Source organism: Mesorhizobium sp. BR1-1-6 (assembly GCF_020165355.1).
Classification (GTDB): Bacteria; Pseudomonadota; Alphaproteobacteria; order Rhizobiales; family Rhizobiaceae; genus Mesorhizobium.
The window spans coordinates 160,078-175,579 of the sequence record NZ_JAIUHZ010000009.1; the positions used below are offsets into that span (position 1 = coordinate 160,078).

General features: G+C 62.1%; 13 protein-coding genes and 2 pseudogenes. 7 read left to right on the top strand and 8 right to left on the bottom strand.

The window, feature by feature from the left end; translation table 11 throughout:
* Positions 1 to 58: 58 nt before the first annotated feature.
* The 3 genes from LB545_RS19055 (at position 59) to LB545_RS19065 (ending at position 3,271) form a co-directional block, all read left to right on the top strand.
* On the top strand, positions 59 to 2,041 hold the full coding sequence (locus LB545_RS19055; protein ID WP_140522172.1) for an FAD-dependent oxidoreductase: 1,983 nt from the start codon (positions 59 to 61) through the stop codon (positions 2,039 to 2,041).
* 140 nt (positions 2,042 to 2,181) lie between these two features.
* Positions 2,182 to 2,661, top strand: coding sequence for a DUF3828 domain-containing protein (locus LB545_RS19060; RefSeq protein ID WP_140521688.1), 480 nt, complete (start codon positions 2,182 to 2,184; stop codon positions 2,659 to 2,661).
* 4 nt (positions 2,662 to 2,665) lie between these two features.
* Complete coding sequence (locus LB545_RS19065) at positions 2,666 to 3,271, top strand: hypothetical protein (RefSeq protein ID WP_140521690.1); 606 nt, start codon at positions 2,666 to 2,668, stop codon at positions 3,269 to 3,271.
* A gap of 9 nt (positions 3,272 to 3,280) precedes the next feature.
* Here LB545_RS19065 and queF read toward each other — a convergent pair whose 3' ends face one another.
* Complete coding sequence (gene queF / locus LB545_RS19070) at positions 3,281 to 3,742, bottom strand: preQ(1) synthase (RefSeq protein WP_140515582.1); 462 nt, start codon at positions 3,740 to 3,742, stop codon at positions 3,281 to 3,283.
* Between the two features lie 141 nt (positions 3,743 to 3,883).
* Here queF and LB545_RS19075 point away from each other — a divergent pair, with 141 nt between their 5' ends.
* Positions 3,884 to 5,929, top strand: coding sequence for an NADH:flavin oxidoreductase (locus tag LB545_RS19075; RefSeq protein WP_224705640.1), 2,046 nt, complete (start codon positions 3,884 to 3,886; stop codon positions 5,927 to 5,929).
* Between the two features lie 128 nt (positions 5,930 to 6,057).
* Here the strand turns inward: LB545_RS19075 and LB545_RS19080 are convergent, their stop codons facing one another.
* Positions 6,058 to 6,465, bottom strand: coding sequence for a hypothetical protein (locus LB545_RS19080; RefSeq protein ID WP_140521694.1), 408 nt, complete (start codon positions 6,463 to 6,465; stop codon positions 6,058 to 6,060).
* 116 nt (positions 6,466 to 6,581) lie between these two features.
* On the opposite strand from LB545_RS19080, the gene LB545_RS19085 reads away from it, so the two are divergent.
* Positions 6,582 to 7,010, top strand: coding sequence for a MarR family winged helix-turn-helix transcriptional regulator (locus LB545_RS19085; protein ID WP_140494184.1), 429 nt, complete (start codon positions 6,582 to 6,584; stop codon positions 7,008 to 7,010).
* Positions 7,011 to 7,071: 61 nt separating this feature from the next.
* On the opposite strand, the gene LB545_RS19090 is transcribed toward LB545_RS19085, so the two are convergent.
* Both LB545_RS19090 and LB545_RS19095 read right to left on the bottom strand, forming a co-directional pair.
* Positions 7,072 to 7,806, bottom strand: a complete 735-nt coding sequence (locus LB545_RS19090; protein WP_224705642.1) for a polysaccharide deacetylase family protein — start codon at positions 7,804 to 7,806, stop codon at positions 7,072 to 7,074.
* Positions 7,807 to 7,878: 72 nt separating this feature from the next.
* Entirely contained in the window at positions 7,879 to 9,951 is a 2,073-nt protein-coding gene (locus tag LB545_RS19095) for a putative bifunctional diguanylate cyclase/phosphodiesterase (RefSeq protein WP_140494180.1), read from the bottom strand.
* A 306-nt stretch (positions 9,952 to 10,257) separates the two neighbouring features.
* On the opposite strand from LB545_RS19095, the gene LB545_RS19100 reads away from it, so the two are divergent.
* Both LB545_RS19100 and tdh read left to right on the top strand, forming a co-directional pair.
* On the top strand, positions 10,258 to 11,445 hold the full coding sequence (locus LB545_RS19100) for a glycine C-acetyltransferase (protein ID WP_140565147.1): 1,188 nt from the start codon (positions 10,258 to 10,260) through the stop codon (positions 11,443 to 11,445).
* A gap of 52 nt (positions 11,446 to 11,497) precedes the next feature.
* Positions 11,498 to 12,532, top strand: a complete 1,035-nt coding sequence (gene tdh, locus LB545_RS19105; RefSeq protein WP_140494176.1) for an L-threonine 3-dehydrogenase — start codon at positions 11,498 to 11,500, stop codon at positions 12,530 to 12,532.
* 79 nt (positions 12,533 to 12,611) lie between these two features.
* On the opposite strand, the pseudogene LB545_RS19110 reads toward tdh, so the two are convergent.
* From LB545_RS19110 to LB545_RS19125, 4 genes and pseudogenes are all read right to left on the bottom strand, one after another.
* Positions 12,612 to 13,217: pseudogene (locus LB545_RS19110) on the bottom strand (CDP-alcohol phosphatidyltransferase family protein); the annotation flags it as partial.
* 4 nt (positions 13,218 to 13,221) lie between these two features.
* Positions 13,222 to 14,170: pseudogene (locus LB545_RS19115) on the bottom strand (phosphatidate cytidylyltransferase).
* A complete protein-coding gene (locus tag LB545_RS19120; protein WP_140670154.1) occupies positions 14,167 to 14,805 on the bottom strand; it encodes a lysophospholipid acyltransferase family protein in 639 nt (212 codons plus the stop codon). The pseudogene LB545_RS19115 and the gene LB545_RS19120 overlap by 4 nt, the downstream one beginning before the upstream one ends.
* 133 nt (positions 14,806 to 14,938) lie before the next feature.
* Positions 14,939 to 15,406, bottom strand: coding sequence for a MarR family winged helix-turn-helix transcriptional regulator (locus tag LB545_RS19125; protein WP_140650046.1), 468 nt, complete (start codon positions 15,404 to 15,406; stop codon positions 14,939 to 14,941).
* Positions 15,407 to 15,502: the final 96 nt, after the last annotated feature.

Sequence of the window (15,502 nt, forward strand, 5' to 3'; positions counted from 1 at the left end):
TTATGGCTGCGGGCGCTGGCGCTCGGGTGCTGCCGCTAGGGCTTTTGAGGAGCGGTACATGTCTGGGCAGGTCTTCAACCGGTTGTTCACGCCGATTGCTCTGCGCGGCAAGACCTTACGCAACAGGATCGTGTTCGGAGCCCATACCGCGAACATGGCGGTAGAGGGACTGCCGACAGAACGGCATGTCGGCTATTATGCCGAACGCGCTATCGGCGGCGCGGGCATGATCGTCGTCGAGCCGATGCCGGTGCACCGGGCCGCGATTCTTACCCGCGGCAACTTCCGTCCTTCCGACGACAGCGTGATCCCCCATTTCCGCAAAGTGACGGAAGCGATCCGCGGCAATGGCGCCGTCGCCATCCAGCAGCTCTATCATGTCGGTCAGCACGCGGACGCGGACAACTCGTTCCATGCCGGCTGGTCCCCTTCCGGACTGCCGAGTTATCACGACTCTGACGGTTCGCATCGAATGTCCGAAGCCGAGATCGAAGAAACGATCGACGGTTTCGTGCAGGCGGCGCGCCGTTGCCGCGAGGCCGGTTTCGACGGCGTCGAGGTCTGGGCGGCGTATCATTCGATACTGGACCAGTTCTGGACGCCCTGGTCGAATCGCCGCGACGACCGGTGGGGCGGCAGCCTTCAAAATCGCACCCGGATGAGCCGTGAGGTGATGAGCAGAATTCGCCGGGAATGCGGCGATGATTTCATCATCGGCCTTGCGGTCAACGACGAACCGGAAGTGGAGGTGGCGCTGAAGCGCGAAGCATTGGCCGAGATAATCGACCTCCACGACCGCGATTCTTTGATGGATTATGTGACTTGTGGAACGGGCTCCTACTTCGATTTCTACAAAATCATCCCGACCTTTGTTTATCCGGAAAAGCTCGGCGCCGACCTGGCGTCCGTGCTCAAATCCACCGTGCGCCACGCGTTGGTCACCGCCGAGAGTCACATCCGTACGCCGCAGAATGCCGAAAGTGTGCTGAGCGAAGGCCACGCTGATCTGGTTTCCATCGTGCGGGGGCAGATCGCCGATCCGCACCTGGCCGCAAAGGCCGCCGCCGGACGGCCGGAAGACATTCGCGGGTGCCTGTCCTGCAACCAGATGTGTTGGGGCCGACGCAGCCGCGACTACTGGATCAGCTGCGTCATCAATCCCTCGGCGGGGCGGGAATGGGAATGGGGCGGAGATCGCTTCGCCCCGGCTAGCCAACCCAAGCGCGTACTGGTCGTCGGCGGCGGTCCCGCCGGCCTCGAAGCGGCGCGTGTAGCAGCCGAACGCGGTCACCGTGTCACGCTGGCCGAGGCTTCCGACCGTCTTGGGGGGCAGTTCCGCCTTGCGGGGCTGCAACCGCGCCGCGCCCAGATTCTGGATCTGATCGACTGGTACCAGCGCCAGCTCAGCCAGCTTCAGGTCGACGTCCGGTACGGACAATATGTCGAGGCGGAGGATGTCGAGCGCGAAGGCGCGGACCACGTCATCATCGCAACCGGCTCGATGCCGTCAGACGGCGCTTTCCAACGGGCATTGCCGCAGTGGGAAAGCATCCCGGGCGGCGGGCTGGTTCTCTCGGCCGAAGCCGTGATGGCCCGTGAGGCGAGACCAGGCAAAAATGTTATCTTGCTCGACGATGGCGGCAATTGGAAAGGGTGCGGCACCGCCTGGAAACTCGCCGAGGACGGTCACAATGTGACGCTTGTGACACCTGACGCCCTGGTTGGCAAAGAGCTTCAGCGAATGGCAGTCGACGCGCCGCTGCGCCGCGCACTCGCCAGGCTGCGGGTGCGGTTTTTGACCGAGAGCGCCATCGTTCATTGGGACGGGAAGGCCGCCAGGGTCGCTTCCCTGCTCGACGGAACCGAGCAGGACGTCGAAGCCGATGCGCTGATCTTCGCCACGACGAGTATGGCAGCCGACATGCTTTCCATCGAGCTCGACAGGCGCAAAATTGCCCACACGTCGATTGGTGATTGTACCGCCTCAAGGCAGGCGGCTTTTGCCATCCATGATGGACGCAAGGTGGCGCTTGGTCTCTGATCGCAGTCTTGGCACGCGCGCCTGTCGGATGGCCTGCATCGGCCGCGACGCGGCCGCGGGCTTCATGAGCCGCAAAAAAGCCGATATGCAGGATGCGTGCTACTGGATTGCGCCAAGCCATCAAAAGCCGGAGATTCTGCATGAGACTGACAGTGCTCCTTGCCGCCCTTGCGACGGCCTTTCCCGCTGTCGCCCTGGCCGGTCCGGCGTCGGACGCCGTGAAGTTCTTCTATGTTCCGGATGTCAAGTTCGAGGCCGACGCAAAATACCGGGATCGCTTCACCGAGCCGGTGACAAGACTGTTCGACCTCAACGATCAGGCAACGAGGAAGAATCCGGACCAGGTCGCCTGCATCGATTTCGATCCGGGCCTCGATGCGCAGGATTTCGACCAGAAGACCGTCTCCAAGACCCTGAAAGTGTCCGAGATGGTGGATGGCGATACTGCCCAGGTGGTGGCGAGCTTCAGCCTCTTTCCGGAAGGAGACGATGCACAACGCGAAATGCATTGGTCGCTGAGGAAGATCGGCGGCAAGTGGAGGATATCGGACATCGCATCGAAGACCAGCGATTGGACGCTGAGCCAGCTCGAATGTCTGGCGGGCCAAGATCCGGAGTGATCCGATGGCCCGCCGCCGGTTCCTGGCACTGTCGGCCGTGTGCATTATGGCGGCGGACTTGAGTGGCGGCGCCGCGCAGGGGCTACTCGGCACGCCGCCGGCAAACGCTCCGGCGGCCACCGCGCCCGACGACAACGGGTCGCCGCCAGCGCCTGCACCTCGCGCAGCCGCCGAGCCGGCAACACCACCGGCTGCCTCGCCGAGCGAACCTGCCGCCCCAATTCAGCTGGGCTCGCCGACAGCGGTGGTCCGGCCATTCTACGACCAGCTCGGCTTGGAGGTCGATCCGTCGCAGCGCCGCCATTTCGTCGATCCGGCGAAAACGGTGCTCGACAAGAGCGATGCGCTGCGCAAATCCGGGCAGGGCGAGTGCCTCGACCCCAACATGGCGCTCGACAATGCCGACTATGATAAGGCCGAGATCGACAAGAGCCTGAAGACGCTCGAGGCGATCAATGGCGATCAGGCCAAGGTCATCGTCGCCTTCGTCGTCGCCGGCAACCCGCACCGCCTTGAGTGGAAGTTCAAAAGGGTCGACGGCGAATGGAAGATATCGGACCTGCTATCGGTGACCGGTGAATGGGCGCTCAGCCAGTACCAATGCGAATGATGGTTCGAGCTAGCCTCGCCCGCGATAGGGCGCCACTCCGGTCTCGGGCAGCCAGGCGCCTTCCGGCGGCGCGCCCGTCTGCCAGAACACGTCGATCGGAATGCCGCCGCGTGGATACCAATAGCCGCCGATGCGCAACCATAGCGGGCTCGTTGCCGCCACGATGCGGCGGCCGATCATGACGGTGCAATCCTCATGGAAAGCACCATGATTACGGAACGAGGTCATGAACAGCTTGAGCGACTTCGATTCCACCAGAGCCGCGTCGGGTGCGTAGTCGATGACGATATGGGCGAAATCAGGCTGGCCGGTGACCGGGCACAGCGAGGTGAATTCCGGGCAGGTGAAGCGCACGATGGCCGGCGGGCCGTCGCCGCGCGAAAACGGCACGGTTTCCAGGACCGCCGCTTCCGGGCTCTGTGGCGTCTCGACATGCGCGCCGAGCTGGGTGAGGGTTTTGGTATCGATCATGGACGGCTCCTTGCCTGCCTGTCGCCGGAAGCACGCTTCCATGGCGGTCGGCGCGAACGAAGATTGGAATAAACGCCGCAATCCATTCAGGGGCGGCGCATCTGGCCGCTCAATAACACAATTTGAAACCGCAGGAAGACGATGACCAGCAACGATCCGCTTCTCCAGCCCTATCAGCTCAAGCATCTGACGTTGAAGAACCGGGTGATGTCGACCAGCCACGAGCCTGCCTATTCGGAAGACGGCATGCCCAAGGCGCGGTACCGGCTCTACCACACGGAGAAGGCCAAGGGCGGCATGGCGCTGACAATGACCGCCGGCTCGGCCATCGTTTCACGCGACAGCCCGGCCGCCTTCGGCAATTTGCATCTCTATGATGACGGGATCGTGCCATGGCTCGCGGAACTGGCCGACGCCTGCCACGAGCATGACTGCAAGGTGATGATCCAGATCACTCATCTCGGCCGTCGAACCGGCTGGAACAAAGCCGACTGGCTGCCCGTGCTGTCGGCTTCGCCGGTGCGGGAGCCGGCACATCGCGCCTTTCCCAAGACCATCGAGGATTGGGATATAGAGCGCATCGTTTCCGACTATGCTTCCGCCGCCCAGCGCTGCCAGGCCGCCGGTCTCGACGGCATCGAATTCGAGGCTTACGGCCATCTGATGGACGGCTTCTGGTCTCCGTCCACCAACCATCGGGACGACGAGTTCGGCGGCTCGCTCGACAACCGGCTGCGGTTCACCGCCATGGTGCTCGACGCCGTGCGGGCGGCCGTCGGCGAAAAATTCGTCGTCGGCATACGCATGGTCGCCGACGAGGATTTTTCGCAAGGCCTGTCGAAAGAGGAGGGCGTCGAGATCGCCAGGCGGCTTGCCTCATCAGGCAAGGTCGATTTCCTCAACATCATCCGCGGCTCGATCGAGACCGACGCGGCACTGACCAAGGTCATTCCGGTGACCGGCATGCGCTCATCGCCGCACCTCGACTTCGCCGGCGAGGTGAGGGCGGCGACGAAATTCCCGACCTTCCACGCGGCGCGAATTTCCGACGTCGCAACCGCGCGCCACGCCATCGCCGCCGGCAAGCTCGACATGGTCGGCATGACCCGCGCCCACATCGCCGATCCGCACATCGTCCGCAAAGTGATGGAAGGGCGCGAGCACGAAATCCGCCCGTGTGTCGGAGCCACCTACTGCCTCGACCGCATCTACGAAGGCGGCGAGGCGCTCTGCGTCCACAATGCGGCGACCGGCCGCGAGGCGGACATTCCGCATATCATCACCAAGGCCGAGGGACCAAAGCGAAAAGTCGTCGTCATCGGCGCTGGTGCAGGCGGACTGGAAATAGCGCGCGTGGCCGCGGAGCGCGGCCATCAGGTGACGGTGCTGGAGGCATCTTGCCAGGCCGGCGGGCAGGTCAGGCTGGCGACGCAGAACCCGCGCCGCAAGGAATTGATCGGCATCGTCGACTGGCGGCTGGCCGAACTCGACCGGCTCGGCGTCGAGATCCGCTACGACAGTTGGGCCGAGAAGGACGACGTTCTGGCGTTGTCGCCCGATGTCGTGGTGATCGCCACCGGCGGACTGCCGCAGAATCCGCCGCTGACGGCGGGCGACACTCTTGTCACATCGAGCTGGGACATCATGGCTGGCAGCGTCAAGCCGGCTGAAAACGTGCTGCTCTATGACGACAATGGAGGCCATCAGGGAATGGGCGCTGCGGAACTCGTCGCGGCTGCCGGTTCGAAGCTGGAACTGGTTTCGCCGGAGCGATTCTTCGCGCCGGAAATGGGCGGCATGAACCACGTACCCTACATGCGTGCCTTCCAGGAAAAGGGGGTCACCATCACCATCAACACAAGGCTGCGCTCGGTGCGCCGCGAGGGCAATCAACTGGTTGCCGAGCTTGCCTCCGATTTCGCCGACGGCTGGCGCGGCGAGCGGCGGGTCGACCAGGTGGTGGTCGAGCATGGCACGGCGCCGCTAGACGACCTTTATCTCTCGCTGAAGCCATTGGCGACGAACGGCGGCGCCATAGACTATGAGCGGCTGGTGAGTGGCGGCGACATTTTTCCCGAGCGCAATCCGCAAGGATCTTTCGTGCTGTTCCGCATCGGCGATGCCGTCGCCTCGCGCAACATCCACGCCGCCATCTATGACGGCATCCGGTTCGGGCTAAGGATTTGAAAGGCTGCTGTCGCTAACAATTTCGAGGAGGCGCGCAACGGAACCTCCGCAAGGAGAGCCATCTGCTGCCTTGGTTCGTTGCGCGCCGCGTACGCCGCCTGCTTGCGCCGGCACCGTACGATCCGTGATCAGAACATTCTGGCGGTGGCCATGCAGAGCACGGTGAGAACCAGCAGCCAGGCGGCGATTCGCTCGCCTTGGGCCATCTTCGCGCGCAGGGCAGGTTCGGTGGCCGCGTCGGCACCAGCAAGCTGCGTGCTGGTGCGGCGGACCATGGTGCTGAGCACTCCAGCCGCGGCGAAGGCGGCAACGATGCCGAGGGCCAGCACCATTTCCATCGAGCCGAAATAGGCACCATGGAAAAAATACCAGAGCAGCGCACCGGTGAGAAACACCATGCCGGCCGCTCCCATTTGCGGTCCAATGAAGCGTTCAGCCCGGATCTCGGGGTCGCGCGCCAGCGTGATGGTGGTGCCGGCCCAGAACACCCCCGCCATGACGTGAAGACCGATGGTGATGATGTAGACATATTGCATACTAGCTCTCCTCTCTTGCCCGCCGTCGTCCAAATAGTTAGACATCTAACTGTTAGATGTCAATGTATAAATGAGTGCCAGTTCCATCCGTGGAAAACACCGTCTAGTGTCTTGCCATGACGCCCTTTGAACGCCCGCCGGTCGGCATGAATCTCGGCCGCACCGCCAAGCTTGTTGCACAGGCCTTCGACACCGCTTTGGTTGAAGCCGGCGGCACATTGCCCGTCTGGCTTACTCTGCTGTCGGTCAAATCGAGCAAGCTTGCCAACCAGCGTGAGCTTGCCGGAATGATCGGCATACAGGGAGCGACGCTCACCCATCATCTAAACGCGATGGAGGCGCAGGGATTGCTGACGCGCCGCCGCGACCCCGTCAACCGCCGGGTCCATCTGGTCGAATTGACAGAGGCCGGAGAGGCGATGTTCGAGACACTGCGCAAGGCGGCGCTTGCCTTCGACAAGCGGCTGCGCGTGGGCCTGTCAGACGACAGGCTGGCGGAGTTTGCGCAAGTGCTGGCGACCTTGCGGGCCAATGTGGAAAGCTGACGATGTCCAAGGCGCGCCACGTAAATCTCTTTCGACACTAGGCGATCTAGGGATCGCCCGCTCAGTCGTCATAGCTCTGGATTGTCCCAAAGGCATAGCCGCGCTGCTTCAGCGCTGTAATCAGCCTGGTCAGTTTCGTCTTGCCGTCGAAGCCGTCCTGGAACATCTCGTCATGCATGAGCAGGATCATCTTTCCGCGCTTGACGAAGCGGCCATAGCCGAACAAGTGATCGATCTCGCTGACCAGGTGGTCGACGCTCTGCACCGGCTTGCCTGTGTCGTCATGCACCCACTCATGGTCCCAGCCATAGAGATAGAAGCCGGAAGCGGCGACGAATTCGTAGTCCGGCTCCTCCCGGCCTTCCTGCGCAAGGCCGAGCGAGGTGTCGTTCTTCGACGTTGAGGGCAGTCTGAACACGTCGCGCCCAGGCAGCCTCGCATGAACCGCTGGAGCGAGCCCGAGCACGGCATTGGCCCGCAGCATGTCGGCCACCACGCCTTCCGTATCGGCATAGAAATGCTGGTAGCGGTTGTTGGCGTGGCTGTAGCTGTGATTGCCGACCGTCACCAGCGGCAGAGCTTTTGCGCGTCTGACTAATGCCTTGTTGCCCGCGCTCGCCTGCGCATGCATGCCGACCATGAACAACGTCGCCGGCACCTGCTGCGCTTCCAGCACGTCGAGGATGTTGCTGGTGCCGTTCAGCGGTCCGTCATCGAAAGTCAGATAGATGGTGCGATCCGCTGCATAAGCGGGAAATGCGGCGAGCATGGTCAGCAAAGCAAGCAGAAGCGGCATCGGGACTACCCGTTTGCGATCGTCACAGGGCGCCATTTCGGTGATGAGTTGTCAAGCGCGGGTGAGGGCTGCCTACGCCAGGCTTCCCTGCAGCACCGTTAGCCTAGCCTTCTTCGGCATGCGGGCGCTCAGCCAGTCACGGGCTTTGTCCTGCGGCATCGGGAAGGCGATGGAGTAGCCCTGCACCTGGTCGCATCCGATGGCCATCAGTGAATCGAGTTCGGCTTCGGTCTCGGCGCCCTCCGCGACGATCGAGATACCAAGGCCGCGCGCGAGCTCGGTGATGGCGCGCACGATCTTGGAGTTGTCACCGTTCTCATGGATGTTCTGGACGAAGCGGCGATCGATCTTCAGCCGGTCGATCTCGTTGGGATTGACGTGGCTGAGCGACGCGTAGCCAGTGCCGAAATCGTCGAGCTCAAGATGGACGCCGGCGGCCCTGATATGGCGTAGCTTTGCCGCGATGCCTGTCTTCTCGTCATCGAGAATGACGGATTCGACGATTTCCAGCGACAGTTTCTGCGGCGGTAGGCCGGCCTTCTCAAGCGTCTCGAACAGGAAAGCATCGAAGTCGTGCTCGCGCAATTCGGTTCCGGATACGTTGACCGCAAGTCGTCCGAAAGCAATGCCGTCGCGGTTCCATTCGGCGGCTTCGTTGATCGCCTTGCTGATGACGATGCGGCCGATATCAGGCATGAAACCGCATTTCTCGGCGACGGGAATGAATTCGCCAGGCGAGATCATGCCGCGCTCGGCATGGTTCCAGCGCACCAGCGCCTCGATGCCACTGATCGTGCCGTCGCTCAGTGAAACCTGCGGCTGGAAATAGACCTGGAATGCCTGCTGTGAAATGGCAACCTTGATGTCGTGCTCGAGTTGCTTGCGATAATCGAGTTCGCGACGCAATTCCTCGGAGAAGAACGAGAAATTGCCGCCGCCCATCTTCTTGGCGGAGTAAAGCGCCAGATCGGCGTGAACCAGCAGGTCCTGGGCGTTGTCGGCGTCGATCGGATAGACGGCGATGCCGCCGCTGGCGCCCGGTAGAATGGTCGTGCCCTGGAAGACGATCGGCTCGTTGATGTGCGCAAGAATGCGCCGTGCCAGCATGTTGATGTCTTCGCTGCCGCCGGCGCCGTTGAGGATCATCACGAACTCGTCGCCACCGAGGCGCACGCACAGATCCGACGCCCGACAGGAATCGCGCATGCGCTGGGCCGTGATGACCAGCACATAGTCGCCGGCGGCGTGGCCGAGCGTGTCGTTGATCTGCTTGAACCGGTCGAGATCAAGCTGCACCACCGCAAGACGTTCGCGCCGACGATGCGCGCTCTTGATCAGCGTGTCGAAATGGTCGGTCAGGAATGTGCGGTTGTGCAGACCTGTCAGCCCGTCATGAACGGCGATGAAGGCCATCGAATTGCGCGCATCGACGAGTTCGCGCGTCTTGCGCAGGATCGCGTTTGACATGGGCCGGAAGATGAACAGCGCCACCAGAACGATGACGCCGATCGTGGCGTAAAACAGCGTGCGGTGCAGATCGAGCATCTTTTCGGATCGTTCGTCGGCGAAAGCGCTGATGCGCTGGCCCAGCGCCGAATAGCCCGACAATGTTGCGTTGGCGACCGAGGCGTCGAGGGTGACGCGCTCGTAACCGCCCTTGTAGCCGCCATTGTCGCCGAGTGCGAGTTGGGACGAGAAGGCCGATACCAGGCGTTCGCCATTGGCGACCAGCCCGACGGAAAAATAGTCGAGATGGAAAGGCTTGCCGAAAAGGACGTTCTCGATCGTCTTCGGATCGAGCCTGGCCGGCGACTTTGGATCGGCGGCCGTCTGCTTGAGCAGCAGGTCATAGTTGGTTTCGAACTCCGCCGTCGCCTGCTTGAGCGCGTTGACGAGCGCCGGCTGCTTGTCGCGCGAAGCAGCACCGGTCGCACCGGCGAGGAAGACGATGCGCTGCGACAGCGTCTTTTGCGTGCTGACGATATCGAGCAGCGTATGGTTGTGCCGTTGGGTGGCCATCACCTGCTGCAGCAGGATGAAGGAAGCCACCACCATGGCGGCGATGATCAGCAGCGCCAGCCAATAACCAGCCTTGATCAGCAGTATGAGCTTGCCTGAAACGGTTTGCACCGGCTGCTGCGACATCTTGGGGGGCGGCCCTCTCGCCAACGGATTCCTGTATGAGCATCATTGAACTGCAAACATTAACAGGACTGGAAATCGACAGCTGGCCGACAAGGGGAAAGGCTTAAAGGTCGCGAAATGGTTATCGGCCTCTTTCGCGGCCGGTCCGCATTTGAACATTCGCCGGCCCATGTGATCCGGATCGTCCCTCGAGCCATGCCTGCGGCATCCGTTCGACATTACCCAGCCACCTGATCCGGTCGCTTTTGCGGTGGATTTTTTGTGCGTGCGGGACGACAGTCGGCCCACGTCAAACGAGGCACGATCATGACCGCAGCATTTCTCTCCCATATCGACGGCGAACTTGAGGGGCTCAGATCGGCCGGACTGTACAAGTCCGAGCGGGTAATTTCCTCCACGCAGTCGGCTGAGATCGAGGTCGGCGGCGAGAAGGTGCTGAATTTCTGCGCCAACAACTATCTCGGCCTCGCCGACAGCCCCGACCTGCGCGAGGCGGCAAAGCACGCGCTCGACCGCTACGGCTACGGCATGGCTTCGGTGCGTTTCATCTGCGGCACGCAGGAGGAGCACAAGCAGTTGGAAGCGACGATATCGTCCTTCCTCGGGATGGACGACACCGTCCTCTACGGCTCCTGCTTCGATGCCAATGGTGGACTGTTCGAGACGCTTCTGGGCGAGGAGGACGCGATCATCTCCGATGCGCTGAACCACGCTTCCATCATCGACGGGGTCAGGCTGTCCAAGACCAAGCGCTTCCGCTACGCCAACAACGATATGGCGGATCTCGAGGCGCGGCTGAAGGAGGCGAAGGATTGCCGGTTCCGGCTGATCGCCACCGACGGCGTGTTCTCGATGGATGGCATCATCGCCAATCTCGCGGGTGTGTGCGATCTGGCCGAAAAATACGATGCCATGGTCATGGTCGACGACAGTCACGCGGTCGGCTTCGTCGGCAGGAACGGCCGCGGCTCGGCTGAGCATTGCGGCGTCGAGGGCAGGGTCGACATCATCACCGGTACGCTCGGCAAGGCGCTGGGCGGCGCTTCCGGCGGCTACACGTCCGGCAAGAAACAGGTGGTCGACTGGCTGCGCCAGCGCTCGCGGCCCTATCTGTTTTCCAACACGCTGATGCCGGCGATCGCCGGCGCCTCGATCAGAGTGTTCGACATGATCCGCAATGGCGATGCCCTGCGCGAGCGCCTATATGCCAATGCGGAACGGTTTCGGACACAGATGGGGAAGCTCGGCTTCACGCTGGCAGGCGCCGGCCATCCGATCATCCCGGTCATGCTGGGCGATGCGAGCTTGGCGCAGGAGATGGCGGCGCGCATGCTGCAACGCGGCATCTATGTCATCGGCTTCTCCTTCCCGGTGGTGCCCAAGGGCCAGGCGCGCATCCGCACGCAGATGTCGGCTGCGCATTCCAGCGCCGACATTGATCGGGCGGTCGAGGCTTTCGGTGCGGTTGGCAAGGAACTAGGTGTGATTTCCTGAGCGACCGGCGCCGCAAACCGCTTCCGGATCAAGAGATTCAAGGGACAAAAGAATGTCGAACATGATGAAGGCGCTGGTGAAGGCCAAGGCCGAGCCGGGCATCTGGATGGAAGAGGTGCCGGTGCCGGAAATCGGCCCCAACGACGTCCTGATCAAGGTGAAGAAGACTGCGATCTGCGGCACCGACGTCCACATCTACAATTGGGACCAGTGGGCGCAGAAGACGGTGCCCGTGCCGATGGTGACCGGCCATGAATTCGTCGGCACCGTCGCGGATTTCGGCGCCGCGGTCACCGAATACAAGGTCGGCCAACGCGTGTCGGGCGAAGGCCACATCGTCTGCGGACATTGCCGCAACTGCCGCGCGGGCAGGGGGCATCTGTGCCGCAACACGCTCGGCGTCGGCGTCAATCGCCCGGGCGCCTTCGGCGAGTACCTGGCGATCCCACAGCACAATGTCGTGCCGATCCCGGACGATGTGCCGGACGAGATCGCCGCGATCTTCGATCCCCTGGGCAATGCGGTTCACACCGCATTGTCATTTGATCTGGTCGGCGAGGACGTGCTGGTCACCGGCGCCGGACCGATCGGCATCATGGGCGCGCTGGTGGCGCAATGCGTCGGCGCCAGGAAGGTCGTTATCACGGATATCAATCCGGTTCGGCTGGATCTTGCGCGCAAGCTTGGCGTCCAGCACGTCGTCGACGCCTCCAAGGAAAAACTGAGCGACGTGATGCCGGCGCTCGGCATGACGGAGGGTTTTGATGTCGGCCTGGAAATGTCGGGGGCAGCCCCCGCCTTCCGCGACATGATCGACACCATGAACAATGGCGGCAAGATCGCCATCCTCGGCATTGCGCCGACCGGGTTCGAGATCGACTGGAACAAGGTCATCTTCAAGATGCTGCATCTCAAGGGCATCTATGGCCGCGAGATGTTCGAGACCTGGTACAAGATGATCGCGCTGGTCCAGGGCCCGCTCGACGTCTCAGGCCTGATCACGCACCGCATCGGCATCGATGATTTCCAGGTTGGATTCGACGCGATGCGCAGCGGCAGTTCGGGCAAGGTGGTGATGGACTGGTGATCGATGCGCCGGGAGTCTCAGGCTTCGAGGCTGGCGATGCTAGGGTCGCCTGGTTTTCAGCCAGCACCTGTCGCCATGCGCGCCGCAACGCAGTTGCGGCGGCGCCGATGGCAATGGCGGCGAGCGCAAGCGTCAAGACTTCGTTGTGGCCATTCCAAAGGAATTCTCCGGTAGATAGCAGTGCCGCGACGGTTGCGACTGCCATGCGATGTGGCTTGGCCATCGGTCCGGTGAAATCACTCGGCGTCTCGTTGGCCCGCCCCAATTCCCGCACATAGGCGGTGAGAACCGAAAAACAGGCCGCTGCCCAGCCAAGGCCAGGCATGCCGATGCCGTAACCTATGCCGGCCATGATGGCGATATCGGCGAGCCTGTCCGGGAACTCGTTCCAGAACGGCCCGTCGGCCGACGCCTTGCCGCCCTCGACGGCGACCATGCCATCGAACAGATTGCACAGCAGCCGCAGTTGGCAAAACAGCGCCGCGCCCAGCAACAGCAGCAAACGAGAAGTGCCGCCGCTCTGCCCGCCAAGCCAGAAGGCCGTGCCTGCCAGCGCGCCGGCGAGGATACTGGCCTGCGAAATCTGGTTGGGGGTCACGGAGAGTGCGGCGAGACGTCTGGCCGTCGCTTGTGCCCAGCGCGTGTCGCGGCTTGCAAGTGGCCTGCGATCGCCCGTGTTCATCACTGCCTCATCCCGGTGACCAGAAATAACGAGTGAGATGGAAGAAGATCGGAGCGGAGAAAACCACCGAATCCAGCCGATCTATCAGGCCGCCATGGCCGTCGATCAGATGGCCCCAATCCTTCACGCCGCGGTCACGTTTGATGGCGGACATCACAAGGCCGCCGAAAAAACCCATCAGCGTGATCAGGAAGGCCATCGCGCCCGCCTGAAGCGGAGAGAACGGCGTGATCCACCACAGGCCAGCGCCGATGAGGCTGGCGCTTGCAACGCCGCCGAGGAAACCTTCAAGCGTCTTGGACGGCGAAAGCTTTGGTGCGATCTTCGTATGCCCGATCGCCTTTCCCCAGATGTATTGCAGTACGTCGCTCAATTGCACGACGATGACAAGGAAGGCTATCAGAAGCACATTGCGACCCTCGTAGCCGGGAATATGCAACGTCAGAAGAGCCGGGACGTGGGAGGCGCAGAAAACGCAGATCATCAGCGCCCATTGCACCTCGGCAATTCGAACGAGGAAGTGCTGGGTGTCGCCCCGTATGGCCGAGATGATGGGCATCAACAGGAAGGCGTACCGGGATGAAAACAGAAAAGATCTCGTAGTCCTCGATCCAGAGCAGCACATACTGTACCGGCAGCACGACGAAAAACGCCGTGGCCAGCGCCCAGTGGTCGGCACGCCGGGTATTGGTCAGCGTCACGAATTCGCGAAGTGCCGCGAAGGAACAGAAGCCGAAGAGAAGCAGGACGCCGATCCGCCCGGCGATGAATGCTATGGCGATGAGGATCGCCATTACCCACCAGGCATTGATACGGGCGTTGAGGTTCTCGATGGCTGGGTTGGAGCCTTCCGGCGACAGCCGTCGCTCCAGGATATGCCCCACGAAAGAGGCCACGAGCAGGATCCCGCAGACGCCGAGCACGAGAACCATCATATCGAATTGGGTTGAGCTCATTCCGCTGCCTTTTTCGGTGCCAGCGCCAGCAGCGCCCCACGTGCCCGCTCGAGGAACATATCCTTGCTCTCGCCGTCAGCCAGGTGCATTGCCTCGCCGAACGTCACGGTGCAGATCAGCGGGATAGGCACGAATTCCCCTTTCGGCATCACCCGGTTGAGATTGGCGATCCATACCGGCACCAACTCGAAATCCGGGTGCGATGCCGCCAAATGGAACAGCCCGGACTTGAATGGCTGCAAGGACGCGTCGGATTGGTTGCGCGTGCCTTCCGGGAAGAGAATGAGCGAAGAGCCTTCCCTCATCGCCTCTCCCATGCTTTCGACAGGATCCAGCGTGCGTCCATCGCGATTGCGCTCGATCAGGACGGCATTGAAAACGTCACGGCCGATGAAGGCTCGGACTTTTGATTTCAGCCAGTAGTCGGCACCCGCTACGGGACGCACCCGCCGCCGCAGGCGCGGCGGCAGAACAGTCCAGATCAAGATGAAATCGCCATGGCTGGAATGATTGGCAAAGAAGATCGAGCGACGCCGAGGCAATCTGCCTTCATGCCAAAACGGCCGCACAGCGGTGATGGCTCTGGCAAACAGCAAGACGACCACGGCCACCGGCCTCGCGAGCAGCGACTTCATTCTTCCCCCAATTCGCCCGTCGATGATCACTGGCTGACATACAGCACTGAAAATCCGCCACCGAGCAAGCAGCGATCGAAAATGACCGCCAGACAGTCTCTGCTTCAAGGCGCTGTCGCGTCGAGCCACCGTCTCATATTCTATCTGCCGATAGCCGCTGTCTCAGACCCAACGCGCTTTCCAATGACGCAACGCCTTTGACGATGGAGGCTTGCTGGTCGGCGCTCAGCTGGGCCAGCAGCTCCTGTTCGAAAGCCTTCGCCAGTGGCACCATCTCGCTATAGGCCGCAAGTCCGGCTCTGGTCAGCGCCAGGTGCTCGACGCGGCGATCGTTCTCGTCAGTGGTTCGGATGAGCCAGCGGCGACGCTCAAGCTCCGCCACGGCACGCGAAACCTTTGTCTTGTGCATCGCCGACTGCGCGCCGAGTTCCGTCGCGGTCATTGTGCCGCGCTGGCCAAGCCCCGAAAGCGTACGCCATTCCGGCCGTGTGAGGCCGTGACGCTCCTTGTAGATCCGAGAGAATTCGCGGCTCAGCGCATCGGCCAGCCGATACAGCCGGTAGGGCAGAAAGCTTTCGAGTTCCAGGATTTCGGATTCCATGACCAGCCATCGAGAAATGCCCGCGCACGGCATTGATAGTTACATTTTGGATGGTTACAAATGAAACCAATTTGGTCAAGCATTCGCGAGGAGGAA

Coding starts and splice junctions, on each gene's coding strand:
- LB545_RS19055 (WP_140522172.1), top strand. CDS start 59: ATGTCTGGGCAGGTCTTCAACCGGTTGTTCACGCCGATTGCTCTGCGC.
- LB545_RS19060 (WP_140521688.1), top strand. CDS start 2,182: ATGAGACTGACAGTGCTCCTTGCCGCCCTTGCGACGGCCTTTCCCGCT.
- LB545_RS19065 (WP_140521690.1), top strand. CDS start 2,666: ATGGCCCGCCGCCGGTTCCTGGCACTGTCGGCCGTGTGCATTATGGCG.
- queF (WP_140515582.1), bottom strand. CDS start 3,742: ATGATCGATACCAAAACCCTCACCCAGCTCGGCGCGCATGTCGAGACG.
- LB545_RS19075 (WP_224705640.1), top strand. CDS start 3,884: ATGACCAGCAACGATCCGCTTCTCCAGCCCTATCAGCTCAAGCATCTG.
- LB545_RS19080 (WP_140521694.1), bottom strand. CDS start 6,465: ATGCAATATGTCTACATCATCACCATCGGTCTTCACGTCATGGCGGGG.
- LB545_RS19085 (WP_140494184.1), top strand. CDS start 6,582: ATGACGCCCTTTGAACGCCCGCCGGTCGGCATGAATCTCGGCCGCACC.
- LB545_RS19090 (WP_224705642.1), bottom strand. CDS start 7,806: ATGCCGCTTCTGCTTGCTTTGCTGACCATGCTCGCCGCATTTCCCGCT.
- LB545_RS19095 (WP_140494180.1), bottom strand. CDS start 9,951: ATGTCGCAGCAGCCGGTGCAAACCGTTTCAGGCAAGCTCATACTGCTG.
- LB545_RS19100 (WP_140565147.1), top strand. CDS start 10,258: ATGACCGCAGCATTTCTCTCCCATATCGACGGCGAACTTGAGGGGCTC.
- tdh (WP_140494176.1), top strand. CDS start 11,498: ATGTCGAACATGATGAAGGCGCTGGTGAAGGCCAAGGCCGAGCCGGGC.
- LB545_RS19120 (WP_140670154.1), bottom strand. CDS start 14,805: ATGAAGTCGCTGCTCGCGAGGCCGGTGGCCGTGGTCGTCTTGCTGTTT.
- LB545_RS19125 (WP_140650046.1), bottom strand. CDS start 15,406: ATGGAATCCGAAATCCTGGAACTCGAAAGCTTTCTGCCCTACCGGCTG.